The sequence below is a fragment of the Acidovorax sp. genome (genome assembly GCF_047607405.1).
Lineage (GTDB): Bacteria > Pseudomonadota > Gammaproteobacteria > Burkholderiales > Burkholderiaceae_C > Acidovorax.
In genome coordinates this window covers 1-26406 of the sequence record NZ_JASGDA010000085.1, presented here as the reverse complement: position 1 = coordinate 26406, position 26406 = coordinate 1, and the positions used below count along the sequence as shown (strand labels likewise).

The window sequence follows — 26406 nt, the reverse complement described above, 5'->3', positions numbered from 1 at the left end:
TGCACGGCCAGTTGACGCAGGACTTCGCGTTGCTGGGCATGAGCGAGGCCCGGCTGGCGGCCTTTCTGTCGCCCAAGGGGCGCATGCAGGCGAGTTTCATCGGCTTCAAGCGCGGCACCGCCGAGGTGCTGCTGGTGTGCAGCCGCGACCTGCTCGCCGCCACGCTCAAGCGGCTGTCCATGTTCGTGCTGCGGGCCAAGGCGAAGCTGACGGACGCGACGGCGGACTTTGCGCTGTACGGCCTGGCGGGCGACGCGGTACCCGGCGGCCCACAGCCCGCGTGGACGCGCGCGGATGCGGGGGCGACGTCCGTCATCCACCTCTACCCCGCCGACGGCCAGCCGCGTGCGCTGTGGGTGGCGCCTGCGTCCGAACCGGCCCCGTCAGGCCCCGTGATGAGCGAGGCGCTGTGGCTATGGAGCGAGGTGCGCAGCGGCGTGGCCACGCTGTCCGCGCCGGTGGTGGATGCCTTCGTGCCGCAGATGCTCAACTACGAATCGGTGGGCGGCGTGAACTTCAAGAAAGGCTGCTACCCCGGCCAGGAAGTGGTGGCGCGCAGCCAGTTCCGGGGCACGCTCAAGCGCCGGGCTTTCATCGTGCACGCAACAGGCGACGTGGCCGTGGGGGCCGAGGTGTTTGCCGCCAGCGACGCGGAGCAGCCCTGCGGCACCGTGGTGCAGGCCGCACCCGCGCCAGGCGGGGGGGTGGACGCGATCATCTCCATCCAGCTGTCTGCCGCGCAAGAGGCGTTGCAGGCGGGCGGCGTGCCGCTGGTGTTGCAGCCGCTGCCGTATGCGCTGCTGGAGGATATTTAAGCCAAATCATGCTCCAGCGCTTATGCAGCAAGCACTGGCTGCTATCATTTTTGAAAACACAGGCCAGCGGGGATCCTGACTGGGGAGCATGAGAAAATCGCGGGTTACCCCTTCAGTACAGAACACAGGACACCCGCACCATGGACGCAGAACGCATCAACCTCATCGGCACCACCCTCGGCGACCTGGCCCAGCGCACGCAAGAGTTACGGAGGTATCTTTGACTTCGATGCCAAGTACGAGCGCCTGCGCACGGTAAACGCGTCGCTGGAAGACCCCAGCATCTGGAACGACCCCAAGAAGGCGCAAGAGCTGGGCAAGGAGCAGAAGCTGCTCTCCGGCGTGGTGGTCACGCTGGACAAGCTCACGCGCGAACTGGCCGACAACGCCGAGCTGTACGAGATGAGCAAGGACGAGGGCGACGAGGCCGGGCTGATGACCATCGAGGCCGAGACGGCCAAGCTGGCCCCGCTGATCGAGGAGCTGGAGTTCCGCCGCATGTTCAGCCAAGAAGCTGACCCGCTGAACTGCTTCGTGGACATCCAGGCCGGCGCGGGCGGCACCGAGGCGTGCGACTGGGCGGGCATGCTGCTGCGCCAGTACCTGAAGTACGCCGAGCGCAAGGGCTTCAAGGCCACGGTGGAGGACGAAACCCCCGGCGACGTGGCGGGCATCAAGAGCGCCACGATCAAGATCGAGGGCGAGTACGCCTACGGCCTGCTGCGCACCGAGACGGGCGTACACCGGCTGGTGCGCAAGAGCCCGTTCGACTCATCGGGCGGGCGGCACACCTCGTTCGCGTCGCTGTTCGTCTATCCCGAGATCGACGACAGCATCGAGATCAACATCAACCCCGCCGACGTGCGCACCGACACCTTCCGCGCATCGGGCGCGGGCGGCCAGCACATCAACAAGACCGATTCGGCCGTGCGCCTGACGCACATCCCCACGGGCATCGTGGTGCAGTGCCAGGACGGCCGCAGCCAGCACAGCAACCGCGACGTGGCCTGGCAGCGCCTGCGCAGCCGCCTGTACGACTACGAGCTGCGCAAGCGCCAGGAAGAGCAGCAAAAGCTGGAGGACACCAAGACCGACGTGGGCTGGGGCCACCAGATCCGCTCTTACGTGCTGGACAACAGCCGCATCAAGGACCTGCGCACCAACGTCGAAGTCTCGGCCACGCAGAAGGTGCTGGACGGGGATCTGGATGTGTTCATCGAAGCCTCGCTCAAGCAGGGCGTTTAAGGACAAGCATGATGATGAAAGAAGGACAAGCCCAGGCCATCCAGCGCCTGGACTACACCGCCCCGGCGTTCTGGATCGACACGGTGGAACTCACCTTCGACCTGGACCCGGCCAAGACGCGCGTGCTCAACCGCATGATGCTCCGCCGCAACAGCGCCGTACCCGCGCAGCCGCTCAAGCTGGACGGCGACGAGCTGAACCTGGCGCGCGTGCTGGTCAACGGCCAGGGCACCTCGTTCAAGATGGAGGGCGCGCAGCTGGTGCTGGAGAACCTGCCGGAGGGCGATGCGCCCTTCCAGCTCGAAATCTTCACCACCTGCTGCCCCGCCAAGAACACCAAGCTCATGGGCCTGTACGTGAGCCAGGGCACCTTCTTCACGCAGTGCGAGGCCGAGGGCTTCCGCCGCATCACGTACTTCTTGGACCGCCCGGACGTGATGGCCAGCTACACCGTCACCCTGCGCGCAGACAAGGCCGCGTACCCGGTGCTTTTGAGCAACGGCAACCTGGTGGACAGCGGCGATCTGGAAGACGGCCGCCACTTCGCCCAATGGGTGGACCCGCACAAGAAGCCCTGCTACCTGTTCGCCCTGGTGGCGGGCAAGCTGGTGGCGCGCGAGCAGAAGATCAAGAGCCGCTCGGGCACCGACCATCTGCTGCAGGTGTATGTACGCCCCGGCGACCTGGGCAAGACCGAGCACGCCATGAACTCGCTGATGTACAGCGTGGCCTGGGACGAGGCGCGCTTCGGTCTGCCGCTGGACCTGGAGCGCTTCATGATCGTCGCCACCAGCGACTTCAACATGGGCGCCATGGAGAACAAGGGCCTGAACATCTTCAACACCAAGTACGTGCTGGCAAGCGAGGCCACGGCCACGGACGTGGACTTTGCCAACATCGAAAGCGTGGTGGGCCACGAGTACTTCCACAACTGGACGGGCAACCGCGTCACCTGCCGCGACTGGTTCCAGCTCTCGCTGAAAGAGGGCCTCACGGTCTTCCGCGACCAGGAATTCAGCCAGGATTTGGCGGGCTCGCCATCGGCCCGCGCCGTCAAGCGCATCGAGGACGTGCGCGTGCTGCGCACCGCCCAGTTCCCCGAGGACGCAGGCCCCATGGCCCACCCGGTGCGGCCCGACAGCTACGTCGAGATCAACAACTTCTACACCGTCACCATCTACGAAAAGGGTGCCGAGGTGGTGCGCATGCAGCACAACCTGGTGGGCCGCGAAGGCTTCGCCCGGGGCATGAAGCTCTACTTCGAGCGCCACGACGGCCAGGCCGTGACCTGCGACGACTTTGTGCAGGCCATCGCCGACGCCAACCCCGCCAGCCCGCTCGCGCAGCACCTGCCGCAGTTCAAGCGCTGGTACAGCCAGGCCGGCACGCCCCGCGTGCGCGCCACGGGCCATTACGACGCCGCCGCGCGCACCTATGCGCTCACGCTGTCGCAAAGCTGCGCGCCCACGCCGGGCCAAGCTGTCAAGGAGCCCTTCGTCATCCCCGTGGAGCTGGGCCTGATCGACGCCGCCACCGGCGCCGCCCTGCCCCTGCACCTGGCGGGTGACGATGCGTCCGGCGGCACCTCGCGCGTGTTCGTGCTGACGGAAGCGTCGCAGACCCTCACATTCACCGGCCTTCATGCGGAACCCGTGCCCTCGCTGCTGCGCGGTTTCAGCGCGCCCGTGGTGCTGGACATCGAATACACCGATGCGCAGTTGCTCACCCTGCTGGCGCACGACGCCGACGCCTTCAACCGTTGGGAAGCAGGCCAGCGCCTGGCCCTGCGCATTGCTATCAATGCAATAGCTGATGGCGCACACCAGATAAGCGATGGCGGCACTTTTGATCATCAAATCCTGTCGCCTGAATTCATCGACGCCATGCGCGGCGTGCTGCGCAACCCGCAGCTCGACGCGGCCTTCAAGGAACTGGTGCTCACCCTGCCGTCCGAGACCTACATCGCCGAACAGCTCGACGTGGTGGACCCCCAGCGCATCCACGCCGTGCGCGAGGCCATGCGCGAGCAGCTCGCCCTGTCGCTGCAGGCCGACTGGGAATGGGCCTGGGAGCAGAACCAGGACACGGGCGGCTACCGCCCCGACCCCGTCTCGTCGGGCCGCCGCGCCCTGAGCGGCCTGGCGCTGCACATGCTGTGCATAGCAGCCCAGCGCAGCGGCGACCCTGTGTGGCCCGGCAAGGCGTACCAGCGCTTCAAGGTGGCGGGCAACATGACCGACCGCTTCAACGCCCTCACCGCCCTGGTCGCCAGCGGCAGCGAGCTGGCGGCCCCGGCGCTGGCGCGCTTTCACGCCCTGTTCAAGGACGAGCCGCTGGTCATCGACAAGTGGTTTGCCCTGCAGGCGGGCGCACCCGACCGCAACGGCAACGTGCTGCCCGCCGTCAAGCAGCTTTTGAAGCACCCCGACTTCAGCCTCAAGAACCCCAACCGCGCACGCAGCGTGATCTTCAGCTACTGCAGCGCCAACCCGGGCGCATTCCACCGCGCCGACGCGGCGGGCTACGTGTTCTGGAGCGACCGCGTGATCGAGCTGGACGCCATCAACCCCCAGGTGGCCGCCCGCCTGGCCCGCGCGATGGACCGCTGGAAGAAGCTGGCCGAACCCTGGCGCACGGCAGCCCGCGAGGCCATCGCCCGCGTCGCCGCCCGCCCCGACCTGAGCAACGACGTGCGCGAGGTCGTCACGCGCGCCCTGGCAGATTGAAAGGAATACCCAAGATGACCAAACGCATCAGCCTGACCCGCTACCTCGTCGAGCAGCAGCGCATGGACGGGCACATCCCGTCGCAGCTGCGCCTGCTGCTCGAAGTGGTGGCCCGCGCCTGCAAGAGCATCAGCCACGCCGTCAACAAGGGCGCTTTAGGCGGCGTGCTGGGCGCGGCGGGCAGCGAGAACGTGCAGGGCGAAATCCAGAAAAAGCTGGACATCATCGCCAACGAGGTGCTCATCGAGGCCAACGAATGGGGCGGCCACCTGGCGGCCATGGCCAGCGAGGAGATGGACGGCATCTACGTCGTGCCCAACCGCTACCCGCAGGGTGAATACCTGCTGCTGTTCGACCCGCTGGACGGCTCCAGCAACATCGACGTGAACGTGAGCATCGGCACCATCTTCAGCGTGCTGAAGATGCCCGACGACGACCGGGGCGTGGACGTGGGCGACTTTTTGCAGCCCGGCCACCAGCAGGTGGCGGCGGGCTATTGCATCTACGGCCCGCAGACCACGCTGGTGCTCACGGTGGGCGACGGCGTGGCCATGTTCACGCTGGACCGCGAACAGGGCTCCTTCGTGCTGACCGAGGAGAACGTGCGCATCCCCGAGGACACCAAGGAATTCGCCATCAACATGAGCAACATGCGCCACTGGGACGCGCCCGTGCGCCGCTACATCGACGAATGCCTGCAGGGCAAGGACGGCCCGCGCGGCAAGGACTTCAACATGCGCTGGATCGCCAGCATGGTGGCCGACGTACACCGCATCCTCACGCGCGGCGGCATCTTCATGTACCCCTGGGACAAGCGCGAGCCGAACAAGCCCGGCAAGCTGCGCCTGATGTACGAGGCCAACCCCATGGGCTGGCTCATCGAGCAGGCGGGCGGCGCCGCCACCAACGGCCGCGAGCGCATCCTGGACATCGTGCCCAAGCAGCTGCACGAGCGCGTGAGCGTGATCCTGGGCTCCAAAAATGAGGTGGAGCGCGTGACAAGCTACCACGGCGCGCTATAATCTAGGGCTTACGCCGGTGTAGCTCAGTCGGTAGAGCAGCTCATTCGTAATCGGGACGTGGTTGCAGTGAGGCTGGACCACGGAGTTAAGCGCGGCAAGGCTTTCGGGCTGCCAGCGAGGTACTACGGGGTTGTAGCAGACACGGTTTGAACAAGTTTTTTAGGTTTCGCCGCTTTAGCTCAGTTGGTAGAGCAGTTCATTCGTAATGAAAAGGTCGCCAGTTCGAATCCGGCAAGCGGCACCAAAAAGTGAGAAGGGCAGCCCACACGGGCTGCCCTTTTTGCTTCAGGCCCCGAAGGCATCGGCTATCGCCCTGGCCGCCTTCGCAAGCACCGCGTCGGGGTAGTCACCCCGCATGTAGTTGACGATTCAGCACACCGCGCGGACGTTGCCCGGCACGTATCCCTTCGTCGGGTCGATCCGGTCGAGCGACGGCGCCCACGGGTCACGGCTGCTACACGCGTCCCACTCTTCCCCGTAGAACGGCAGGCCGGTCAGAGCGCAGACCCCGGGCGCGAGCAGCGCCTCGACCTCCTCCTCGGTGATCGTCAGCTCGCGGCCGCGCTGCTTGGCGTTCGAGCGCGCCCGGCTCAGCAGCCATCTCGCAGCATTCACGCGCTTCCACCGGCGACTGTGCGCTTTGTGTTCCTCCTTGTGGGTGGCAAGCCAGCGGCGGCCGGCCTCGCGCTTGGCCTCCGGGTTCTTCTTGCCCCACTCGCGGCTCATCTCGCGTGCCCGTTCGACGTTGGCCTCATACCACCGCGAGTTGGCCGTCTTCGCCGCCTCGGGATCGCGCTTGGCGAGCCAGTCGCTGCCGCCACGCCGGAAGTTTGAGCGGTAGCTCATGAGGGAGCGCAGGCTCGGAGCCTTGCCCGTGTCCCGCTCGCACAGGCGAGCAAGTTCCTCAATGTCCTCGATGCCGGCTGCCATGTGCCGAGTCGCTACTTCTGCCAGAGATGTCATGCCGATCCCCCTAAAGATGGTGTCAGGGCATCGTGCCGCGGCGGAGTCGAACCGCGAGCCGTCGTAGCCGGCGATCTGCGGTCAGTCGGACATTCGAAAAACATGCGGGAGTTGACACTCAAGAATTTGCGAATAGAGTTACCTCATGTCCAACAAAATTGTCTTTAATCATGAGTGATGCAGCAGCCAAGGAGTTCAGCGCCATCAAGGCAGTCCACGACGCGCTGGAGCCTCTCGAAGAAGAAGCCAGGACTCGCGTACTGACCTACATCGCCAGCCTACTGGGCATAGATGCGAAGGTCGCGAGTGGCCGAGCGGCTGCGGCGACGGAGGGCGATGGCGATGAGGATGCTGACGCGGTCGAGCCCGCCGCCGAGCCCGCAAAGGGCACACCGACCTTCTCAACCTTCGCCGAGCTCTACGCAGCCGCGAGTCCCAAGACCAATGCAGAGAAGGCGCTGGTCGTCGGCTACTGGTTGCAGGTTTGCCAGTCTGCGGAGAGCTTCACCGCGGCCTCGGCCAACAAGGAGCTGACCCACCTCGGCCACAAGCTGGCGAACATCACCGACGCCATCGATCAGATGAAGAGCCAGAAGCCCATGCTCATCCTCCAACTCAAGAAGAGCGGGAGCAGCCAGCAGGCTCGTAAGCTCTACAAGGTGAGCCACGAGGGCGTGAAGCGCGTCGAGGCGATGATCCGTGGATGAGGCCCGACTTGTGGCCGCGCTGGCCGGACTTCTCGGCCCCACGCTGGCCGCAGACCTCGCGGGCGACCTCGTAAAGATCAGGCGCGACTGCGCCACGCGCACGCTTGAGCGGGCGGCGCCGGGCAAATTCGTCGAGACCTTCGTGCAGTGCCTCCAGCACATCGATACTGGCACCTACGACGCAAAGCCCAGCGTTGACGACTACCTCGGCAAGAAGGTCGAGAACACCTCGATGCCGGAGGGCCTGCGCATCTGCGCCGCCAGGGTGGCGCGATCGATGTATACCTTCCGCAACAAGCGGAACATCGCGCACAAGAACGACGTGGACTCCAACACCCACGATCTGGCCTTTACGCACCAGGGCGCTGCGTGGATTACCGCCGAGCTTCTACGCCATGCGACCGGCGTGTCCATGCAAGAGGCCGGTGCCCTGATCGAGTTGGTACAGGCACCAGTCGGCACCCTCGTCGAGGAAATTGGCGGCACGCGTCTCGTCCACGCGGACGTGCCTGTGAAGGCCGAGCTCCTGATCCTGCTCCACAGTCACTATCCCGACGCGGTGGCGGTGGACTCGGTGCTCAAGAGCCTGAGCCGCCGAAGTGCAGGCACCGTCCGGAACCGACTGCGCGACCTCCACACAGAGAAGTTGGCCCACGGCGACGCCAAATCGGGCTACCGACTCACCCAAGCGGGCCACGCGGCGGCTGTCGCCGAGATCAAGGCGCTCGCCGTATAGCTCCCTCGTCTCATCAGGCGGCCCGTGGCGAGCCCGGACACCTTGGCCTAGGCGCTGAACCACCCGGACCTGTTCGGCGCGACCTGGACTCGCCTGGGCGACCGACAAAACAATGGTGCCGCCGCGCGTCGCCCCGTGGCAATATGTGAGTCAACCGGTCCAGCAATTGGGCCGAGGATCGCCAGCGATGGCGGTCAGAAGTGCTTTCGTTGGCAAGAACAGCCGAGGCCCGCCCGATGACAAGGGAAGCACGGGTCCGATCCGCGGCGAAAGGCTGCGGATGTCCTCGTGGTGGCGCGTTGCCCCACGGGGAATCGCTGATATTGGAGCCCCGCAATGGCCACCTACTACCAATACACCCCCGGCGTCCTGAACGCCGCCGAGCTCGCCAAGCTCCACGCCCTGCCCGACGACGCGCTACTGACCGCCCAAGAAGCGGCCGAGGTGCTGCGCCTCAAGTACACGAGCTGACCCGAGATGAGCATGTCGATGCAATCAAAGCCGCCATTGGCTGGCCACAAGCCGCCCCGGCATCAGACAAAGATTTGTGATCTATGCAGAACTCAACGCAGACAGGGAAGACCATGAAGACGATCAGCTTGCATCAACTCTCGTCGCTGGGTGACCAGACCCCGGCCCCGATAGCATCCCATGTGATTGCAGATAACCAGGCCGGGTATGCCTTGGCGCTTGACGTTGGAGGCGAACACTATGAGGTTGTTAGCGAAAACGGCGAACGGCTGCGCTTTCGTACCATCGAGCACTTGCTAGACGTCTTGGTCGATGCACCTGAAGTCGCGCATATCGCACGGCTGGACTTCAGCCGGTGGTATCCCTCGCCAGCATACGCTTGAGCGCCGGAAGACCACCATGCAGAAATGGACACAGACCGAGGCCGTCGCCTTCGAGTGCGCCCGCGAGGTCATCACCGACCTGCGGGCCATCCGCACTGGCCAGATCGCCGACGAATCCAGCAAGGAACACCCAGACGCTGAGCGCCTGACCCCCTTGCGGGCCGAGTACGGCGCGCGCGTGCGTTCCTGGCGTGCCGAACATCAGGCATCGGCCGAAGATTGATTCAGTTTCTCCCAAAACTCTTCCATCTGCTCTGGGCTGAACTTGAGCATCTGCGTTGTTGAACTCAGCGTATAGTTTTCTGGCATATATTCACTCTGCTCAAGCCGGGTCGCACAACCACAGGTGCCGCAATTGGATAAGGTTCTCGCGACCTGGCAGGACAGGCGCCGATCTTAGGTGTTCAGTCTGGATGACAGGGCGAGTGCATGCGCAGCCTGCCGGGAGCACCTCTTTGGGGCCATCTCGCAGCGCCAGGCGCTGCCCATTGGTCTGGCGAGGTGACCCCGCGCGCTGACGCGTGAAATGGCCTTTGAGCGCCGATGCAGGGTGACGGTCGGTGGCAGAAAACACGTACGCCACCATGTGGGCGTGCGGCATGCGCCACGCGTAGCGACCGTCCAAGAATCGCTGGATACCCTGGTCGCCATACTGCGTCAGCCGACGGTTGCCGTCCAGCACTTTGCACTCTAGAAACAGCGCGTCGTGGCGGCCCTCGCCAATACCCTGGCGCGGTCGCGCGGGATAGACCGTGATGTCTGGGGTTTTGTCGATCGACACGCCCTGCCAGTCCGGCAGCTTGGCATCACGAACCGGTAGGCCAAAGAGATCGACTGTGAAGCCCGGCACTGCACCACTCTTGCGCAAGTCAACGAGAATGTCCAGCAGTCGGTCCGTGATGCGATCCTCGTCGCGCGTGGCGAGCACGTCTTGATGGTCCAGCACCAGCATGCGCCAACCCTGGCGGATTGCCTGCTCCACGACGACGATCACGCCGGGACTCCAGGGCGGGTAGGCGTCGTATTGGGCAGGGGCCCGTCCCAGGTTGGTGAACATCACGCTGGCGAAACCCCGGTCTGATCGATGAGAGGTGCAGAGCCCGGCTGCGCCATCGGCTCCGATTGCAGCCAGTCCAGCGCCAAGCTACGGGCTTCGGTGAGCGTCCAATAGCGCTGGTGGTCAAGCAGCCCGAGGATGGTGCGATCGCTGAGCCTGATCGTCACGCGGGTGCTCCAGTAGCTCTCCGCAAAGCTCACCAGATGGGCAAGGTCCGGATCCGGCAGTACATGTCGTCGAGCTTCGGGCGCGCTGATCTCAATGAAGACCCAACCATCGATTGGCCGGGCGGGCAGTTCTCTCACGCTCGCTTGAGCTGGATCTGCGAAGGGGCCGATGAGTCTTGCCAGCGTGTCGATAAACTGCTGCCGCATGACGGAATCGGTGCGTGAGCTGGCCTGCTTGGAAACGTCCGTAAACGGCAGCTCCATTGCCAGCGTATCGCGCACGAGTTGCCGGTCTGCCGTCGTCAGGCCATGCAGGTCATACACCAACTCGTCGAGCTGATGCCAGTTCACCTGACGCTGCTGCAACTGCGCAACCACTCTGCGCACCTTGCGTGCTTGCTCCGAGGTCAACACTTCTTCCTTGATCAACGGGAAGGCCATCAGATCCTTCTGCAGCGAAGAGTCACGCTCAACACCAAACTTCGGGCTAGTGAGAAGCTGGTGGTACAGAAACAAGTCGCTATAGGAGACGACGTAGATCAAATCCAGTAGCCGCGCTAGTTCCGGCTTGCCCTGGGCTGAGAGTCCTATGAAGCTCTCCCGATATGCCACGTCGGTGTCCGAGTAGAGCGCACCTCGCAGATGGCGCTCGGCGCGCGGCGATTCACGCAGCAGCAGCAACGGTCCCCGGTAGATCTGCGGCGCACGTGCCCACTGCACCTTAGGCAACTCAAAGTACAGGTCCAGCTCGCCTTGCGGTCTTGCTCCTGGCGCGGCGACGAAGGCCATGTCCAGCTGGGCATCCAGTAGTCCCAACAGATGGCTGGCATCATCATCGCGCTTGTGTTCTTTGCCGGTTTGGTAGCCGCTGTGGAACTTCACGCCGTGTTTGGCTATCTGCTGACCCAGCGGCAACGTCGCATCACTGTGCAGGCGGTGCAGTAGATCCAATCCAAGACGTCCACCCTTGTAGAGCGCCTTGAAGGCATGCGGATCAGTACATGCGTCATGCAGCGCCACCGGGATCGCCGCACCAGGATCGATGCGGAAGACCCCGGCCTGAGACAACTGAGGCTCGTGGCGCGGGCTGATGAAGTAGAAACTGTCCAGCGGACTAGGCCGCTCATTGGCGGCGACCATCAGCGCGAACTGAGCGTCGTTCTTTGGCCAGATTTTCTCGTCTTGGCGCAGCGCCGCGAAGTTCATGACACCGGTGACACGCAGGTTCTCGAAGACATGCCGGCGTAGCGCGAACGAATCTTCTTGAAAGAAAAACCGTCCATGCACAGCGAAACCGATCGCCCCTGCGGGCTTGGCCCAGCGTGACGCGGCCAGTACGAAGGCGATGTCGGGCGAGCCATAGCGCGCAACCACAGCGCCCGCAGGCGGCGACGACGGCTGCTTGGGCGCAAGAAGATTGCGCAAGGTGCAGTTCAGCGCACCGGCCCGCTCATCCTTGAAAGCGTTCCAAGGCGGGTTGCCAATCACGATGTCGTACTGGGACGCATGCCGGGCGAGCACCTGGGCAGACAAGCTCCCGAGCAGGCGGTCGTGCGGCGAGTCCGGTGGCACGGTATCTAGCTCGAGAGCGGCAGCATCGACGGGGTGCAGGATCGAACCAATCAGCTTCTCGAACTTGAGGTCCGACAGCGGGCTAGGATGCGGGTCGAGCTCCAGCGCACAGAGGTACAGACTCAAGGCTGTCACGTTCAAAGCATCCCGGTTGACGTCCAGTCCAGTGAGCTGCTGCATCAAGATCTGCCGAATCTCCTTACGGTCAGGCCGCTCGCCCGACGCCTGCCAGTGCTCGGCGATGAGCCGTTTGAACGCCAGCACCAGGAACACTCCGCCGCCAACAGCCGGATCCAGCACGCGGGCTTGGTCGGGCGTGGAGCTGCGCACAGCGCTGAACGCACCATCGACCACGATCTCTGCCAGCTTGCGTGGCGTAAAGTGGATGCTGGTTTCCCGGGCCAACTCGGGGATGAACTGGTGGGCAAAGTCCTCGTAGACTTGGCTCAGCACGTCCACGGGCACGTGCTTGAAGTAGATGCCCCCCCATTGCAGTGGCAACTGGCCCCCGACGGCTTTGCACTGGATATTGGTCAAGTGCCAGCAAACTGTGTCGGCGCCCTCCTCCAGCAACTGCCGCAGATCGACATACCTGTCGCGATCATCGTGCGCCCCCCCAAGGCTGAGTAGGTCGCCGTTGAAGGTTTTGTCCAGCCAAGTGCATGTCTGCAGCAATGCATCCAAGTTACCGAATACCAAGCTCAGGTTGTCTGCGCGACTGATGCGAGCGAGATCGGCCTCCCCAACGATGCGCCGGTCGACGAGGAACCTGAAGAAAAGCGCGCGCCCCACCAGCGCCAGCACCTGCTGTATGGTTAACGACGGGGCGGCTGCGTGGATCGCACGTGCAGCGTCGGTTAGCAACTGGAATAGCAGCCCGTCCAGCCACTGAGCTTCGGCTTTGCGCGACTTTCGGGCAGACACGTTGGACGATGCATCCACCGCGCTACCGCCCAGCATGCCGCGAAACTTAGCGTACTGGCCTGCCTCGGTGTCTAACAATACCGGGGTAGGCAGCGCCACGTCCATCCGAATTGGATACACCACCACCTGACCGGGCTCAAAGACCGCCAGATAGCGCGCGTCGGCCCGGCAGGCCAGCACACGCACCAAGCGCGCGAGCGCAGCAGTGTCCGCAGGTGAACTGCCCAAAGTGTCGCGCCGGACCAAGTAGGCGAGCGGTACGCCACCCGACTCGACGACCGCGTCGGGCAGCAACGCATCACTTTCTTGGCTGCCCAGCAGGTCAAGATAGCGCACATGACGTGGGCTCGCAGCGGCCCCGAAATCGACCGTGCTCTCCGCAGTGACGCCCGCTTTGTCAAGGCAATCGCGCAAGCTATCCATGGCTGCGACCTCGCGTTGTCCTCACAGCCTTAGATACGGCAACCCTGATAGGGCCGAAGTCCAGTTCGCGCTGCTGCTCCCGGGCTCCCTCCAGCCCGCTGCAGTGGCTATCTACTACGCTCAGCACCCGATCCAGATCGACCACGACACCTGCGCCCTGGAACGACTGACGGGCGATTAGGGAAGCCTGGTGAGGGTCGCAGCTAAGGAATAGCTGCGGATCATCGATCGAGCGAGGCCCATACAATGCCTTCTGGATGGGCGACGTCCACTTAGCGATCGCTTCCTTGCGCAAGCCCATGCGATCAAGTTCACACAACACCGCTACGACCGTAAGGTCGTGGCGGGTGTACTCGCTGGCCACGCGCTCGCTGACAGGCCGCCGCGCGAACTCCGGGAGATCCTTAAGGAGGTTGCGCAGACGATGTCTATCTATGCGACCGACGGCCGCCAAATCGGCAAACGTGATACGGCGCGACAGCATCTGTGTATCATACGCGCAGCACTGCGTAAAAGCTACGCAGGCCGATATTTAATCCACCCTGAACAATTCCATTCTCAGCTGCGGGCGGGTAGGCGGTCATCAGGGGTGGCGATCAGCGCGGCGATGAGCGCCCGCATCGACAGCCCGAATCGAGCGCAACAAAGCCGCAGCGCGGCCAGGATCAGGCGCAGGTTGTGCCCCGCGCCGCACATCACCGCATGGATGGCATCGCCCAGTGCCCCCTTGAGCGGATTGCGCCCCAACCGCCCGTCCATCTTCATGTGCCCGATGGTCGGCTCGATGGCGCTTCTTCGCTGGATCATCGCCTTGAGCGTCCTGGTGATGCCGCGCCTCTGGCCTGAGCGCAGGATGCGCACGCCCTCGATCTCCACGCCCCGGTAGCCCTTGTCCACGATGGCCGTGGCGGGCGGCTTGTCCGTGCCGGTGAGGATGCCCACCTGCTCCAGTGTCTCGGCCAGGGTGTGGCCGTCATACGGATTGCCCGGCATGGAGCGCATGCCCACCACCAAGCCTTCCTTCAACGTGGTGGCGATGCTGACCTTCACGCCGAACTCGTAGGGTGTCCTGGTCTTGCCCTTGCTGATGCACTCCACTTCGGGTGCGTGCAGGGCGTACAGCTTGTTCTTGTCCTTCGGTGCCTGGGTCAGGATGCGGCCCGTGCGTTGTAGCAGGTCCTGCACCTTGGCTTTGGCCGCTTCGGGCAGTGCGTGCAGTTGGCGAGCCACTTCGCGGTGTACGCGGCCGACGCGGGTGCGCAGCGTGCGCATGGCCTTCTTCATGCGCTTGAACTGTCTGGCGTGCGCGTAGCGCCCGATCTGCGCGGCCAGCCTCGGGGCCACCCGGTTGTAGTTCTGGCGAAGCCGCAGTCCGTGGTCCTGGGCCGCCTTGACCAGATGCTGGCGGCTGCGCTCGAGCAAGCGGCTGTCGGTGGGATGGGCGATGGCCTTGGGCATGACGGTGGTGTCCACGATCACTTGCTGCGCGCTGGCCTGGCGGATCACGCCACCACGGCGGGCGGCATCGATGCTAGCCGCCAGCAGCGTTTCCACGCCCTCTTCTCCCACGCGCTTTCTCCAGCGCGTCAGGCTCGAGGGGTCGATGGGCGATTCGGTTTGCAGGTAGGTTTCGCCGCAGAAGAACTGCCAGTACGGGTTCTCCACCCAGGTGTTGACTACGGCTTCGTCGGAGGCATCGAAGGTGTGCTGCAGGTACAGCAGCCCGGCGACCAGGCGCGGCGCCAAGGCGGGTCGGCCACGACCGGATGTGAACGACGCAGCGAAGGTCCGTTCGATCTCGGCCCAGTCGATCAGCCCGGCCAGGCGCACCAGCGGGTGCTGCATGTTGATCAACTCGTCCAGGCGCGAGATGAACAGTTCGCCGGACTGCGGCTGCGAAGGTTTGGGACCCATCGGACTACTCGGAGGAATTTGCAAGAAAACAGGGGCTGGCTGAACCATACCTTGCAAATCCTGCGCTCAGCAATCCGCAGAACCTCCAATCGGATCAACGGCTTGCGGGTTGTTCAGGGTGGACTATTTAATCTACTCGCTACTGCGTGAAATTTACGCAGAGTCCCCTGTTCAACTGGCGGCGACCCTTTTTCACGCCAGGCGCTTTGCCAGTTCCTCGGCGCGCGGATGGTAATACCGCATGAGCATGCGCGGGTCTTTGTGCCCCGTGATCTTCGTCAGTTCATGCAGAGGAAAGATCGAGGCCAGGCGCGACGTGGCTTCATGCCGCAGATCGTGAAAGCGCAGATCGGTCAGAAACTTGCCGTCGGCCCGCTGCTTGGCCTCGGAGCATTCCTCGATATAGCGTTGTCGTGCGCGCTTAACCGCGCGCTCAAAGGCTCGCGTCACCGCGTCATTGCGAATATCAAACACGCGGCCGCTGCCCTCAGCGTCGGCGTCCTGCGCGTCCATCAGAGCTTGAAGCACTGACACGGCGGCAGACGACAGGGGAACGTCACGAGCACTGCCGTTCTTCGTGGCAGGCAGATGCGCAACCCGCCGCTTCAAATCCACATGCTCCCAGCGCAGCGTGACGATTTCGCCGCGCCGCATAGCCGTTTCAACGGCTAGCCACACAATGGAGGGCAGCACGGTCGAGCCGCTGGCAGCAACAACCCGTTCAAGCTCGCCATCCTGTGTCCCGCGCTCCGACTCGGCATCTTCCACGCCTATCGCAATGCGCCGCGTCCGTGCGTTGTTCGGCTGGGGCTTGCGCACCAGTTCAACCGGGTTCGACAGGCTTTCCATGCCCCATTCCTTGCGGGCAATGGTGAAGACGTGGGACAGGACGGCCAGGCGGCGAAGCACCGTTGCGGGTTCGTACTCTTGAAGCCAAGTGTCGCGCAGCTTGGCCACGTCGGCACTACGAATAGAGGCCAGAGACCGCTTGGCAAGCGCAGTGCCCCGCCAGATGCGCAAAAACGATCGTTCCCCTGCTGCACTCTTTTTCTTTGGCGTGACTTCCGCCTCGTACCGTTCCAACGCTTCCCCGAGCGTTGTAGCCTCAGCCTCCCCTCTGCTAACCCATACCCCCCGAGCCATCTCCGACTCGTTCATCTTGGCCCAGGCTTCGGCCTCTGCCTTCGTCGTGAAAGTCTTGCTCAGAGGGGGAAGCCATGTTTACGAATCTGTGCCCGCCATTGGTACGGGCCTCGCTTGTTGATTGCTGCCATCGAAAACCTTGATTGCCATTGACTGTGCCAAAATTGTGCCAACAAAGGCATCATAGCCACAAGCAGCAAGCAAAATAAGGCAATGACTTCCCATTCGTAATGAGAAGGTCGGGTGTTCGATTCATCTCTCCGGCACCAAGTCAGTAAAGGAAAGCTCGCTATCAATACGGTAGCGGGCTTTTTCTCTTTCTGGCCGATGTAATGGCGGATGTAAGGCGATTTCGGAAAAACGGCCAGCGTCAGGAACAGAAAAGCCCGCACGCGGCGGGCCTGGGGTGCGGGTAGCGCGCAGCGTCAAGCCGTCACCGCCGCGCCACCCAGCTGATCTTGCGCATGTCTCTGCGGATTTCGGCCATCTCGGCATTTAGCGCCCTGGCCATCCTGCGAATTTGCGCCAGTCGCCCACTCTGCCAAGCATTGCGCGATGACCGGGCCTTGCCCTCGGGTGTCCTTGGGCCAGTGCTTTGCCTCCACGGCTGCCATTGCCGAATAAGCGCGGCCTGCCGTTGCCTACGCTCCAACGTCCAGGGTGTTGCCATGCTGGTGCTCCAATAGTTCGTTTTGCTGGAATGGGAATGGGCGGTGGCAGAGCCCCGCCATTAATGCTCCTGCGAAGCCATCAAAGCCCCAAACGTCAGGGCGGGGGCCCGGCGTCCATCCTGGGTCTGCCGTCGCACCAGGGCCGCGCCCACGTCCTGCGCCTGGCGCTGTTGCATACCTCGGGTGGCCGTGGACACCGTGGGGCCAATCCCCAGCAGCGGCACCTTGGACGAAAGCCTGTCCAGCAGATCAAGCCCCCGGCCCATCAGCAGCGCGCCGGAGTTGCTGTTGTTCACTGCCGACCCCACAGGCTGCGCCGTGGTGTACTGCGACACCCTGCCCACGGAGCGGATCAAGGCGATTTCATCCTTGTCGAAGAACTGCGCCAGCTTGCGACTGCCCAGCTTCAACAGTGCGCGGTTGTAGCCGCTGGCGCTGAACCGGCCCGTTTCATCAGATGCTGATCCAATGGCCGCCGCCTTCAAATACGCGGCGATGCTGCCCCGTACAGCTTCCAGGGCCTGGGGGTCACTGCGCCGCAGCTCGGCTGCTAGTAGCGCTGTGTCCAGCGCTTTGGCCGGGGGGCTGATAACGTGCCGCTGCACGAAATCATCCGGCGTGGCATTGCCTTCGTACACGGCTTTCAGGCCGGGATGGCGCTCCACGCGCCGCATCATGTCGCGGTTCGCCAGCCGGGCGCGGTCGAATGCCTGCCGCGCCTGCTCCCCAAGCTCCACGCCCCCGGCGTAGGGTTGCCCGCCGCCCCCGGCCCGCGCTCCAGCCGCTGGGCCAGCCGCCCCCAGCTCCAACACCGGGGCATCGTCCAGCGCCTGCCGCACCAGCCCCAGCGCCATCCGGGTCTGCCCGTCGCTGGTGCCGCGTTGCAGCTTGCCCATGGCTGTTTTCAGTTGCTCCGCGTAGTCCACCGTGAACGGCACTTCACCGGCTGCGATGCGGTTCAGGTGCTGGGAGACGGATGGCGGCAGCGCCCCGCCCAATAGGGCATCGTCCAGCAGCTTGCTGGCCTGCGTGGTGAAGGCGTGGCCATCCAAGGGGAACGAGCGGCCCGCGCTGTCTCGCGCCTGGTTGTACAGTGCATCAACCGCCGCCTTGTCCGAATCAAGCCCCCGTTGCAGCGCACCGATGGCCCTGGCACCCACTGCATGGGCATCGTCCCCACCACCAGCGCCCAGGCGGTTCAGCGACTCGATCAGCGTGGCGTTGTTCTCGTTCTGCACCCGCGCCAGGCCGTGCAAGCCGGTATCGGTGGCGTTCGCGCCCATGCGGGCAAGGTTCTGCTCGCGGGTCACCTGCACCGGGTCGAGGCTCACCGTGCCCCGCGTAGGCGTAGCCCCCACCCGCTGAAAATCCACCAGCCGCGCCAGCGCCCCGCCGTCCAGCGAATCGCCCGGCCCCATGGCCCGCGCAGCCTCGGCCCGCAGGCTTTGGCGGATGCGCTCGGGCACGTCCTGCCAGTTCACCCCGGCGCGGCCCAGGGCCTGCTCAATCTGCTGCTCTACCGCCTGGGCACTGGCGGGCAGCATGTTCCGCCCCACGGCTGTTGCGGCCTGCGCCACGCCAGCACCGGCAAACCCGCCTGCCAGCCCCGCCGCAAGCTGCCAGCCATCGCCGCCGCCCGCCTCGCGTGCAAGCCCCGTCGCCGCACCAGCCCCCGCCGCCCCGGCCACCTGGGCGCCGGGCTGTGCCGCCAGCAGTTCGGCAGCGGCTTGCAGCGGGCCAGTTGCCACCCGTGCCACCTGCCCGGCAGCCCCGGCCATGCCAGCACCGCCAGCCATGAAGCGCGCCGCATCGCCCACCACACGCTCCATCTCGTTCGCAGGCTTGGGCAGGCCCATGGCGTCGGCAAAGCCCCCCATGGTCTTACCCAGGGGCTTGCCCTCGGGCGCACCCAGGGCGCGCATGGCCGGGTCGGTCACCAGGTGGCGCACGGGCTCGGTCACGACCTCTGCGGCCTGGCCCAAGCCCTCCATGCCGTGGCGCATGGTCAAACCCGCCTGCCGCACCAGCTCCATGCCGCCGCTTGCGATGCGCTGGCCGATGCTCGGCGCGAAGCCGGTTTCCGTGTTAACCGGCCTGTTAACCCCGCCGCTGGAAACCTCGGTTTCCGTGCGTACCGTGTTGCGTACCTGGGGGGCGCCGCCCGCTTGCTGGCCATATCCAGACTTCTCCGAGATGTAGGCCGCAAGCCGCTTTGCGCCTTCGGTGTCGCCCGCCGCATCTGCATTGCGCAGTGCTTTGTACAAATCGTCCATCATTGTCCCCCGTACTTTTTGAGTAGCGCCTGAACGTCGTCAGGGTGTGCCGTTCGTCCCACCGCCTGCGCCCCCGCTACCTGCTGCACGCGGTTCTGAGCGTCCGGCACTTCCGCCAGCATGCCCCGCGTGGACAGTTCACGGTTGCGGCGCTTTTGCTCAATCACCGCCAGGCTGTCCCCAGGCTGGGGGAAGTATTGGCGGCGCGCGTTGTTGAACTCCGATTCACTGATGGCTGCACCGGACTCCTTGCGCAGCACGGCATTCACAAAGTCGCGTTGGCTCTGCTCCACCTGCTGCTGTTCGGGGCTTTGTGTCCAGTTCGCCAGCGCTCCAAGCCCCACCGTGTCCGCCATGCGCTTGATGTAGCCGGGCTGGTTAACGCCTTTCGCTGCCAACGTGTCCAATGCCTGATCGGATTGCTGCATGCGCGCACCAAAGGCCAGGGCCTTGGCCTGCCCCTCGTTCAAAGTGCCCTTGCCCTTGGGCGTGTCGGGGTCGGCAGGCCCGCCAGGGATGGCCTCCAGCCCCGTGCCGTCCGCCCTGGGGCGGTAGCCGCTGGGCACACCCTCCAGCCTGGCGCGCTGGCCGTCCAATTGCAGGCGCTGGCGGGCAATGTCGTCCTGGTTCGCCTGGTGCCGGGCGGCGCGGCCTTCGCGAATGTCCGCAAGCGCCTGCTGGAACCCGGTGCGCTGGGTTTCTCCCGCCTGCTGCATGCCCTCGCGCTGGATGGCCGCGTTCTCGCGCATCGCCGCCTGATCCATGCCGGGCTGCGCCCCCTGAAGCGCCAAGTCGTTCTTCACGGCGGCCTCGTAAGTCTGGACGGCGGCATTGTCCTGCGCACGCTTGCCGCCCCAGCGGCGGGTGTTCATGATCGAGCTGGCCGACGTGGCGGCGTTCTCCAGCGCCTTGCGTGCGGCCCAATCGTTGCCGCTGTGGCGCACCGTGGGGGCCGTCACACCAGGCTGGCCGCTGCCCGGCACAATGCCAGCAGCAGCGGCCAGCCCTTGGGGCTGGTTGCCCGCCAGGTTCGCGGCAGCCTGCATGTTCTGCGCATTGGGCTGGCCTGTGAAACCGTCACGTGGCACGATCCCTGCCGCTGTCGCTATGCCAGGGGCCGCAGGCGGCTTCGTCACCGGCGCAGGCGCTGGCAACGCCGCTGCCTGGGCGGCCACTCTGCCAAACGTATTGCGCGGTTGCACGGTGCCAGGGTTGCGGATAGCCGCCACGGCATCGCCGAAGCTGTTGGGCTTCGGGGACGCAGCCGGGGCCTGCGGGTAGCCCATGCCTTCGAGCTGCTGCCCCAGGCGGTTCCAATCATCACGGGTTGCCATCATTCAATCCTTTCAATCGAGATGCGCGCTCTACTTTCAAATCCCACAGCACACGAGAAAGGCCATCCCGCATAGAGCGCAACTTGCTGTCATCAGGGATGGCATTGGGGTCGCTATCAAGCGCATTGATGGCCGCGTCAACGGCTTGCAGTAGCGCCCGGTCGGACTCCATCGCCGCGATGGAGCGGCGTGTGCTGGTAAATTCCACGTCCTTGTTCGTGGAATCTTCAAACACGGTGGAGACGATGAATCTCTCCCGTCTTTCGATGGCCGTTACCAGCCCTGTGCGCGCATCATTGAGACGGCTGCGCAAGTCGGTGGCAAGTTGTGCCCGGCATTCCTGGATTGCCGCCAAGAAGCGCTGGGCCGTCGGGTTGGAATGAAACTCAGAATCTGGCTGTGCAGCCACATCCCGCAGTTCAGCCGGGGTCAGTGGCCGCCGCGCAGTAGCAGGCGGCGGCGCGTTCTTTGGGCGTTGGGCATCTGCGGCGGCTTTTTGTCGAGCCGTGTTAGCCGCAGCAAAAAGACACGCGCTCGAAAGCGGGAAGTCAGGCATGGATGGCGTCCTCAGTATTGAGTGCGTGGGCCTGCTTGCTGCTGAAATAGGCATCCAGGTCGGAACGCCGGAACAACACCAGGCGCTTGCTCACGCGGATAGGTTGCGGAAAGCCCGGATCACTGCGCGCCAGCCGTGAAAGCGTGCGGCGGCTCAGGTCGTACCTGGCGGCAGCCGTGGCCGGGCGCAGCAAATCAGGCGGGTACGCAGAAATGCGCGGGTCGGGATGTAGCGTTTGGGGCTTCATGGCTGCAATGGTCGCCACATGACCGCTTGCGGCCAAACCCTATACGGGGGAAGCGCCGCGAGGAAATGCGCAGTTTCCGTGCGTACCGTGTTGCGTACCTGCCACCCCTTTTTTATGGAGCCCAAGAATTGCGCGCCAGGCCCTTTTTATCGAGGAGAAATTCAGGATGCCCGCGCTGGTGTCGCGCCCCTTTGCGCATCTGTTGCACAAAAAACCCGCCACATGGGCGGGTCAGGGTGTTGGGCAATCGTTGGGTTATCCGCCCGGCGCACCAGCCCGAAAGCCCGGGCACCGCTGCAACATCGACACCATGGCGCAGGCAAGCCCCGTCTCCCATGGCTTCACCGTCACCCGGGCCTTCATGGCGTTGCTGCACATCCAAGGGCCATAGCCCCGCAGGTGAACGCATTCCAGGCAGGCCCGCCGGTCGTCCCCTTCCCGGTCACGCCGCACCAGCGCCCCGGCCTGGCGCACGACATCTTCCAGCCCCAAGCCCCGATCAGCAAAGCGCGCCACGCGGGCGGTGAAGGTGTCGATTTCCGTGCCGTTCATCGCCGTGCTGTGCGGCCAGCACCAGCGGTCAGGTTCAGCAACCCCGGCTTGGCCCGCCAGGTCATCCAGGGCTAGGCTTGCTGCGCGAAACCGCTCCACCGTGGAAGGGCTGGCACCTTCCAGGCCCGTGACTGTGGCGAAGCTGGCGGGGCCTTGTGCCGTTTTTGCCGGGTGGGTGGCCGTGGTCTGCGGATGCTCCGCAGTATTTCCAAAAGTGCCAGATAGGCACCCGGCAGAAACGGCAAAAACGGGTTTTGTTGTTTTTGCCGTTTTTGCCGGGTGGGTGGCCGTGGCTTTTTCGGATTTCAGTCGATCCAGCCATTTCATGCTGCACCGCCTTTCAGCAGGCCGGGATGAACCAGGTAGCGCATGCTCGGGCGGCCCCGGCCCCTGGCGTCGTCGGACTTCATCACCTCCCGGCACAGCCATCCGTAATCCACCAGCACGTCCGTCGCCTTGCGCGCCGCGTCGTTGACAGCCAGCCCGGCCCATCCTTTTTTCACCACTTCGCGGGGCGTGAACGCCTCCAACAGCACGCCGTCGCCATCAACCAGCTTGCCCGCCTTGATCTTTTCCAGCAGCGCCGCCGCCCCGGCGGTCTCGGGCACCACCGCCGCCGCATACAGCCGCTCGGCATGGGTGCGCAGGTAGTCGCCCCAATCCAGCGCACGCGCCAACTCGCGGGCATGGATCACCCCGCCGCCGTCCGGCGTGTCCACCAGCGCGAAGATCAGCGCCAGGGCCGGGATCAGCTTGCGGTACTTCGCCAGGTGCGACACCAGGGCCGGGTGCAGATCGTCGCCCCGAATCTCGTTCTCGAACGGCTCGGCCCATTCCCAATACAGCGCCTGGGCTTCGCTGTCGAAGCGCCATTCCTGGGGTTCATCCTCCCCAGCAGGCGCAAGCTGGCCCAGGCGCTCGAACACGGCCCATGCCGCCTGCTTCGCCGGGGTGTCCGGCCAGCGATCCACCTTGCGCCACTCGCGGGCCACGTCGGGCCACACCGCCAGGCCAAAGCGCTGCAACAAGCCATCATCTCCCGCGCCACCGGCTACCGCCTCGCGCACGTAGCTCTGCACCTTGCCGGGCTGAATGCCCCCCAGCATCGCCAGGCACACGCGGGGCACGTAGCTCTCACCGCGCCCGATGCGATCCACCGCATGGCCCTGGTTGCCGTCATAGCCCGTCAGGTAAAAGCCCCGCGCCCCTTCCTGCCCCTGGCGATCCATGCTGCACAGCAGGCCGTGAAGTTCATCGCGGTACACCAGCAGCCCCCACGGGTTGCCCGTCAGCAGATCGGCCAGCTTCTCCACCGTGGCGTCGTTGACCACGTAGCGGCGCATCACCGGTTCGGCGGGCTGCTCCGTGGGCTGCAACAGGGCGCGGGCCTTGGCCGGGTCTTTGGTGGCAAAGCTCTTGGCCTGGCGTTCGTTCGCCTCGTCGGCCATGCCCGCCACCTTGCAATCCAGCTCCCAGGCAGCATGCGCGGCGGCGAACTGCTCGCGCTCGCCAGCTTCCAGGCGATGCAGGGGCTTCAACACTTCGCTGAGGGCGGGCGACTTCATCACGCCGGGGCGGCCAACCACCAGCCCCCACAGGTTCGGCACCACGCGCCAGTCGTCACGCTCCTTGGGTGCCACCACGGCGCGCGCACCGATCAGGCTGGAAAGCGCCACCAGCGCACCCACGGCGGTGAAGTCCGGCGGGCACTGCATGCGCTCGGCAATGTCCGCCACCCAGCCGCGCAGCGCCTCGGGCAGCAGATCGGCATCGAACGCGGCCACCGGGGGCAGTTCCACCGGCAGGGGCACGGGTTCATCCCACTCGGCAGGGTCGCCAGCATCATCATCCAGCGGCGGAAAGGCCGGGCCCGCCGATTTGACGAAGGCCGGAGTTTCCTGCGCCGCCGCCTCGATGCAAGCCTTCACCGCTTCCAGCCCCGCCAGTCGGTGCAGGTCATTGAAATCGGTGTCTTTGCCCTCGCGCCCATCGGGGAAGACGGGCACCGCCAGATCACCGCCCACTGTCCGCGCTGCTTCGCTGGCCTTGGCCATGCCGGGATTGCCATCGGTGCGCCAATCGTCATCCGCCGCCAGCACCAGGCGCAGCGCCGGGTACTTGGCATGCAGCGCCTGCGCCACTTCCAGCAGGTTGCCCGCGTTGAAGGCCACGGCCACGGCAAGCCCTGTCGCCTCATGGATGCTCGCGCCCGTGGCGTAGCCCTCGCACACCACCAGCACGCCCGCAGGCTTGCCGATGCCGTGATAGCAGCCCTTCACACGTCCGCCCGGCTGAAAGCGCTTGCTGCCATCCGGCGCGATCACTTGCAGGCTGTGCAGCACGCCCGCCGTATCGCGCATCGGGATCAGCAGCCCATCGCCCTCCACTTTGAGGCCGTAGGCGTGAACGCCCTTGGTTTTCAGGTAGTCGTGCCCGGCCACTGCCTGGGCAGCCTGCCAGCGCTGCGCCGCCGCCTGGGCCGCCTGCTTCTGGCGCTGGGCGGTGTCCGCCAGGCGCTGCGCCCTCACGGCCCGCATGCGGTCGCGGTGCGCGTCACGCTCGGCAGGCGTCATGGCATCCTCGCGCTTGCTGCACCAGGTTTTCGACAGCCCCGTGCGCCAGCAGCCATAAGCCCCCGCCGCAATGTCGCCATCGTCGTGCAGCACATACCAGCCGGAATCATCGCTGCGCGCCCCGCTGGTGCTGAAGCGGTGCAGCTTGCCGCCCGCGTGGATCGTCTCCGGCGCAGGCAGGCCATCCCCCATCATGGCCTGGGTGAATTGCTCGATTGCGCTCATGCCCGGCCCCCAATCTGCGTGAGAAACATCGCCGCGTCGTGCAGGCTGGGCAGGTAGCGCACCAGACCCCAGCGCTCCGCCCAAAAGGCTTGCGTGCCGTTCGGGCTGGTGACGCAACGGAGCTGGTGGCCGCGCAAAGCAAACTGCGCTTGCAGCGTGGCAAAGGCTTTGTCGTCAGCTTGGGCAGTGGCAGAATCGGAACCCTGGTTGGGGGCGCTCAGTTCTGCATTGCGGGGCTGGGCGTTTTCTTTTTGGATCATGTCGCCTCCTCGGGGCTGGGTTCTTCCACCAGCGTGTACAGCGCCACGCCGGGATGTTCGTAGCCATCCGCATCAACCACCGTGACCGGGTGCGTCTCGATCAGGTAGCCCGCGCGGCGAAGTTCAAGAATGCGCGCCGGGGCTTGGTACAGCCCCAGGCGGCGCAGGTCGTAGGAAGTCTTTGGCCCCGTGCGCAGCGCCTCCAGGGCGCGGGCGCGTTGGGCATCGGCAGAGCTGCTGAATTTCATTGCTCCACCTCCCGCGCAGCAGCCCGTAGGGCCGTCCGGGCGCGCCGCTCGCGGGCCTTGGCACGCTCCAAGGCGCGGTACTCGCCATCCGTCGCGGCCATCATGGCGATCCACTCGGGCGAACCCTTGGCGACGTGCTCCCGGTAGCCCGTGGCGTTGCGCCAGGCGGCATAGCCGTCCGACAGCGCTCGCTTGCACCGATCCACTTCACTCAGGGCGTGGGCGAACTTGAGAGCCGCATGGGCCAGTTCCAACAGGTTGAGTGCGCTGCTCATGCCGCACCCCCTTGCTGCACGGCTGCGCCCAGCAGCTTGCGGATATCGACGACCTTCCAGCCCAAGCGCCCATGGATGCGCACCGGGCGAATAGGGCGCTCATTCATTGCCCAGATACGCAAAGTCTGCTGCGAACGGTTCAGGTAGTAAGCCGCCTGGGGCGTGGGCACCGTCGGGCGGGTCACGGTTTCCAGCGGCGGATAGTGTGTAGCTTTCGCTGCCATCGTTTACTCCAGTTCGGATTGGTTTCGGTGGCTCAATTGGCGGGCTGCACCCCCCTGCGCGGTCAAGATGCACCCCCGTGCAATTTGCAGAAAGCCTTATTTCATGCGGGTTTCCAGGCGATAGATGCACTGGAATTGCGCGGGGGTGCAGGGGGGGGTGCAGGGGTGCGCGCAGGGGAGTCCGGGCCTATTCGGCCCCTGCCCGTTCCAGCACCGCGTGCAACGCCTTGAACTGCCGCACAGCCCCATTCAGCAGCCGCCATGCCGTGGCGTCCTTGTCCGGGTAGGCATCTGCCGCCAGCCCTGCCACAGACTGCGCGCGCCACCATGCCGCGCTGAAGTCGTTCACGTCGCAGGGCAGCGAAGCCATCAGGCGCTGCACTGCTTCAAGCGCCAGCTCCGCCGCATTGGCGGGGTTCTGGTACTCCGGTTCCCCGCCACTTTCATCGCTGGCCTCGGTGGCTTCGCTGCACGCTGACCGCAGCATGCTCAACACCGTCATGCAGATCAGCCGCTGCGCCTGCCCCACCGTGGGCATGTTCGCTACATCTTCTGTAGCTGTTGGCGCTTGTGGGGTAAGGGCGGTTTCAAGTCCAAGTGCAACAAATATTCAATGCACAGGGTCTGGCTGCTGGCTCAATCGAGCCAAGTGCTCGGCATAGACCTCAATGGGCTTGCGCCAGCCCAGGGTCATCCTGGG

26 protein-coding genes and 1 tRNA gene are annotated in these 26406 nt (G+C 65.0%); 10 read left to right on the top strand and 17 right to left on the bottom strand.

Going from position 1 to position 26406, the window contains the following annotated elements; translation table 11 throughout:
* The 5 genes from QM569_RS09875 to QM569_RS09855 all read left to right on the top strand — a co-directional run.
* Positions 1 to 815: YgfZ/GcvT domain-containing protein (locus tag QM569_RS09875; RefSeq protein ID WP_414987059.1), on the top strand; the 815-nt coding region annotated here is incomplete at its 5' end.
* A gap of 140 nt (positions 816 to 955) precedes the next feature.
* Positions 956 to 2060, top strand: a protein-coding gene (gene prfB, locus QM569_RS09870) for a peptide chain release factor 2 (RefSeq protein WP_414987058.1) whose coding sequence is annotated in 2 segments (ribosomal slippage) — positions 956 to 1036 and positions 1038 to 2060 — 1104 coding nt in all. Because the reading frame shifts where the segments join, the coding sequence is not laid out codon by codon here.
* A 14-nt stretch (positions 2061 to 2074) separates the two neighbouring features.
* Entirely contained in the window at positions 2075 to 4786 is a 2712-nt protein-coding gene (gene pepN, locus QM569_RS09865) for an aminopeptidase N (RefSeq protein WP_414987060.1), read from the top strand.
* A 14-nt stretch (positions 4787 to 4800) separates the two neighbouring features.
* The gene (locus tag QM569_RS09860; protein WP_414987057.1) at positions 4801 to 5808 is read left to right on the top strand and encodes a class 1 fructose-bisphosphatase; all 1008 of its coding nucleotides are present in this window, start codon (positions 4801 to 4803) and stop codon (positions 5806 to 5808) included.
* A 168-nt stretch (positions 5809 to 5976) separates the two neighbouring features.
* Positions 5977 to 6052: transfer RNA gene (locus tag QM569_RS09855), tRNA-Thr, on the top strand.
* Positions 6053 to 6177: 125 nt separating this feature from the next.
* Here the strand turns inward: QM569_RS09855 and QM569_RS09850 are convergent.
* Positions 6178 to 6738 carry a hypothetical protein gene (locus tag QM569_RS09850; RefSeq protein ID WP_414987056.1) on the bottom strand — a complete coding sequence of 187 codons (561 nt, stop codon included), beginning with the start codon at positions 6736 to 6738 and terminating at the stop codon, positions 6178 to 6180.
* A gap of 203 nt (positions 6739 to 6941) precedes the next feature.
* Between QM569_RS09850 and QM569_RS09845 the strand changes: the two genes are divergently transcribed.
* The 5 genes from QM569_RS09845 to QM569_RS09825 all read left to right on the top strand — a co-directional run bounded on the left by QM569_RS09845 (position 6942) and on the right by QM569_RS09825 (position 9291).
* The gene (locus tag QM569_RS09845; RefSeq protein WP_414987055.1) at positions 6942 to 7478 is read left to right on the top strand and encodes a hypothetical protein; all 537 of its coding nucleotides are present in this window, start codon (positions 6942 to 6944) and stop codon (positions 7476 to 7478) included.
* A gap of 10 nt (positions 7479 to 7488) precedes the next feature.
* Positions 7489 to 8214, top strand: a complete 726-nt coding sequence (locus QM569_RS09840) for a hypothetical protein (protein WP_414987054.1) — start codon at positions 7489 to 7491, stop codon at positions 8212 to 8214.
* A gap of 336 nt (positions 8215 to 8550) precedes the next feature.
* Entirely contained in the window at positions 8551 to 8685 is a 135-nt protein-coding gene (locus QM569_RS09835) for a hypothetical protein (protein ID WP_414987053.1), read from the top strand.
* A gap of 113 nt (positions 8686 to 8798) precedes the next feature.
* Positions 8799 to 9068 carry a hypothetical protein gene (locus QM569_RS09830; RefSeq protein WP_414987052.1) on the top strand — a complete coding sequence of 90 codons (270 nt, stop codon included), beginning with the start codon at positions 8799 to 8801 and terminating at the stop codon, positions 9066 to 9068.
* Between the two features lie 16 nt (positions 9069 to 9084).
* Positions 9085 to 9291 carry a hypothetical protein gene (locus tag QM569_RS09825; RefSeq protein ID WP_414987051.1) on the top strand — a complete coding sequence of 69 codons (207 nt, stop codon included), beginning with the start codon at positions 9085 to 9087 and terminating at the stop codon, positions 9289 to 9291.
* A gap of 99 nt (positions 9292 to 9390) precedes the next feature.
* Here the strand turns inward: QM569_RS09825 and QM569_RS09820 are convergent, their stop codons facing one another.
* The 16 genes from QM569_RS09820 to QM569_RS09745 all read right to left on the bottom strand — a co-directional run bounded on the left by QM569_RS09820 (position 9391) and on the right by QM569_RS09745 (position 26244).
* Complete coding sequence (locus QM569_RS09820) at positions 9391 to 10062, bottom strand: hypothetical protein (protein ID WP_414987050.1); 672 nt, start codon at positions 10060 to 10062, stop codon at positions 9391 to 9393.
* Between the two features lie 62 nt (positions 10063 to 10124).
* On the bottom strand, positions 10125 to 13211 hold the full coding sequence (locus QM569_RS09815; protein ID WP_414987049.1) for an HsdM family class I SAM-dependent methyltransferase: 3087 nt from the start codon (positions 13209 to 13211) through the stop codon (positions 10125 to 10127).
* 558 nt (positions 13212 to 13769) lie between these two features.
* Complete coding sequence (locus tag QM569_RS09810) at positions 13770 to 15125, bottom strand: IS5 family transposase (RefSeq protein WP_414987048.1); 1356 nt, start codon at positions 15123 to 15125, stop codon at positions 13770 to 13772.
* Between the two features lie 192 nt (positions 15126 to 15317).
* On the bottom strand, positions 15318 to 16082 hold the full coding sequence (locus QM569_RS09805; protein WP_414987047.1) for a site-specific integrase: 765 nt from the start codon (positions 16080 to 16082) through the stop codon (positions 15318 to 15320).
* A gap of 245 nt (positions 16083 to 16327) precedes the next feature.
* Positions 16328 to 16660, bottom strand: coding sequence for a hypothetical protein (locus tag QM569_RS09800; protein ID WP_414987046.1), 333 nt, complete (start codon positions 16658 to 16660; stop codon positions 16328 to 16330).
* Positions 16661 to 16998: 338 nt separating this feature from the next.
* A complete protein-coding gene (locus tag QM569_RS09795) occupies positions 16999 to 19212 on the bottom strand; it encodes a hypothetical protein (RefSeq protein ID WP_414987045.1) in 2214 nt (737 codons plus the stop codon).
* A complete protein-coding gene (locus tag QM569_RS09790) occupies positions 19212 to 20546 on the bottom strand; it encodes a hypothetical protein (protein ID WP_414987044.1) in 1335 nt (444 codons plus the stop codon). The genes QM569_RS09795 and QM569_RS09790 overlap by 1 nt, the downstream gene beginning before the upstream one ends.
* Positions 20533 to 21102 (bottom strand): hypothetical protein, encoded by a 570-nt coding sequence (locus QM569_RS09785; RefSeq protein ID WP_414987043.1) that lies wholly within the window; start codon positions 21100 to 21102, stop codon positions 20533 to 20535. The genes QM569_RS09790 and QM569_RS09785 overlap by 14 nt, the downstream gene beginning before the upstream one ends.
* Positions 21095 to 21349 carry a helix-turn-helix transcriptional regulator gene (locus tag QM569_RS09780; protein WP_414987042.1) on the bottom strand — a complete coding sequence of 85 codons (255 nt, stop codon included), beginning with the start codon at positions 21347 to 21349 and terminating at the stop codon, positions 21095 to 21097. The genes QM569_RS09785 and QM569_RS09780 overlap by 8 nt, the downstream gene beginning before the upstream one ends.
* Positions 21350 to 21604: 255 nt before the next feature.
* Positions 21605 to 22228 (bottom strand): hypothetical protein, encoded by a 624-nt coding sequence (locus tag QM569_RS09775; protein WP_414987041.1) that lies wholly within the window; start codon positions 22226 to 22228, stop codon positions 21605 to 21607.
* On the bottom strand, positions 22225 to 24699 hold the full coding sequence (locus QM569_RS09770) for a DUF3987 domain-containing protein (RefSeq protein WP_414987040.1): 2475 nt from the start codon (positions 24697 to 24699) through the stop codon (positions 22225 to 22227). The genes QM569_RS09775 and QM569_RS09770 overlap by 4 nt, the downstream gene beginning before the upstream one ends.
* Entirely contained in the window at positions 24696 to 24959 is a 264-nt protein-coding gene (locus QM569_RS09765; protein ID WP_414987039.1) for a hypothetical protein, read from the bottom strand. Before QM569_RS09765 ends, QM569_RS09770 begins: the two co-directional genes overlap by 4 nt.
* Positions 24956 to 25207, bottom strand: a complete 252-nt coding sequence (locus QM569_RS09760) for a helix-turn-helix domain-containing protein (protein ID WP_414987038.1) — start codon at positions 25205 to 25207, stop codon at positions 24956 to 24958. The genes QM569_RS09765 and QM569_RS09760 overlap by 4 nt, the downstream gene beginning before the upstream one ends.
* Positions 25204 to 25482 carry a hypothetical protein gene (locus tag QM569_RS09755; RefSeq protein WP_414987037.1) on the bottom strand — a complete coding sequence of 93 codons (279 nt, stop codon included), beginning with the start codon at positions 25480 to 25482 and terminating at the stop codon, positions 25204 to 25206. The genes QM569_RS09760 and QM569_RS09755 overlap by 4 nt, the downstream gene beginning before the upstream one ends.
* Positions 25479 to 25706, bottom strand: a complete 228-nt coding sequence (locus QM569_RS09750; RefSeq protein WP_414987036.1) for a DNA-binding protein — start codon at positions 25704 to 25706, stop codon at positions 25479 to 25481. The genes QM569_RS09755 and QM569_RS09750 overlap by 4 nt, the downstream gene beginning before the upstream one ends.
* 187 nt (positions 25707 to 25893) lie before the next feature.
* Positions 25894 to 26244, bottom strand: coding sequence for a hypothetical protein (locus QM569_RS09745; RefSeq protein WP_414987035.1), 351 nt, complete (start codon positions 26242 to 26244; stop codon positions 25894 to 25896).
* Between the last annotated feature and the right edge of the window lie 162 nt (positions 26245 to 26406).

Bases quoted from the DNA above. Each gene is read 5' to 3' on its own strand.
- pepN (WP_414987060.1), top strand. From the start codon at position 2,075: ATGAAAGAAGGACAAGCCCAGGCCATCCAGCGCCTGGACTACACCGCC.
- QM569_RS09860 (WP_414987057.1), top strand. From the start codon at position 4,801: ATGACCAAACGCATCAGCCTGACCCGCTACCTCGTCGAGCAGCAGCGC.
- QM569_RS09850 (WP_414987056.1), bottom strand. From the start codon at position 6,738: ATGGCAGCCGGCATCGAGGACATTGAGGAACTTGCTCGCCTGTGCGAG.
- QM569_RS09845 (WP_414987055.1), top strand. From the start codon at position 6,942: ATGAGTGATGCAGCAGCCAAGGAGTTCAGCGCCATCAAGGCAGTCCAC.
- QM569_RS09835 (WP_414987053.1), top strand. From the start codon at position 8,551: ATGGCCACCTACTACCAATACACCCCCGGCGTCCTGAACGCCGCCGAG.
- QM569_RS09830 (WP_414987052.1), top strand. From the start codon at position 8,799: ATGAAGACGATCAGCTTGCATCAACTCTCGTCGCTGGGTGACCAGACC.
- QM569_RS09825 (WP_414987051.1), top strand. From the start codon at position 9,085: ATGCAGAAATGGACACAGACCGAGGCCGTCGCCTTCGAGTGCGCCCGC.
- QM569_RS09815 (WP_414987049.1), bottom strand. From the start codon at position 13,211: ATGGATAGCTTGCGCGATTGCCTTGACAAAGCGGGCGTCACTGCGGAG.
- QM569_RS09810 (WP_414987048.1), bottom strand. From the start codon at position 15,125: ATGGGTCCCAAACCTTCGCAGCCGCAGTCCGGCGAACTGTTCATCTCG.
- QM569_RS09795 (WP_414987045.1), bottom strand. From the start codon at position 19,212: ATGGACGATTTGTACAAAGCACTGCGCAATGCAGATGCGGCGGGCGAC.
- QM569_RS09790 (WP_414987044.1), bottom strand. From the start codon at position 20,546: ATGGCAACCCGTGATGATTGGAACCGCCTGGGGCAGCAGCTCGAAGGC.
- QM569_RS09785 (WP_414987043.1), bottom strand. From the start codon at position 21,102: ATGCCTGACTTCCCGCTTTCGAGCGCGTGTCTTTTTGCTGCGGCTAAC.
- QM569_RS09780 (WP_414987042.1), bottom strand. From the start codon at position 21,349: ATGAAGCCCCAAACGCTACATCCCGACCCGCGCATTTCTGCGTACCCG.
- QM569_RS09775 (WP_414987041.1), bottom strand. From the start codon at position 22,228: ATGAAATGGCTGGATCGACTGAAATCCGAAAAAGCCACGGCCACCCAC.
- QM569_RS09770 (WP_414987040.1), bottom strand. From the start codon at position 24,699: ATGAGCGCAATCGAGCAATTCACCCAGGCCATGATGGGGGATGGCCTG.
- QM569_RS09765 (WP_414987039.1), bottom strand. From the start codon at position 24,959: ATGATCCAAAAAGAAAACGCCCAGCCCCGCAATGCAGAACTGAGCGCC.
- QM569_RS09760 (WP_414987038.1), bottom strand. From the start codon at position 25,207: ATGAAATTCAGCAGCTCTGCCGATGCCCAACGCGCCCGCGCCCTGGAG.
- QM569_RS09755 (WP_414987037.1), bottom strand. From the start codon at position 25,482: ATGAGCAGCGCACTCAACCTGTTGGAACTGGCCCATGCGGCTCTCAAG.
- QM569_RS09750 (WP_414987036.1), bottom strand. From the start codon at position 25,706: ATGGCAGCGAAAGCTACACACTATCCGCCGCTGGAAACCGTGACCCGC.
- QM569_RS09745 (WP_414987035.1), bottom strand. From the start codon at position 26,244: ATGCCCACGGTGGGGCAGGCGCAGCGGCTGATCTGCATGACGGTGTTG.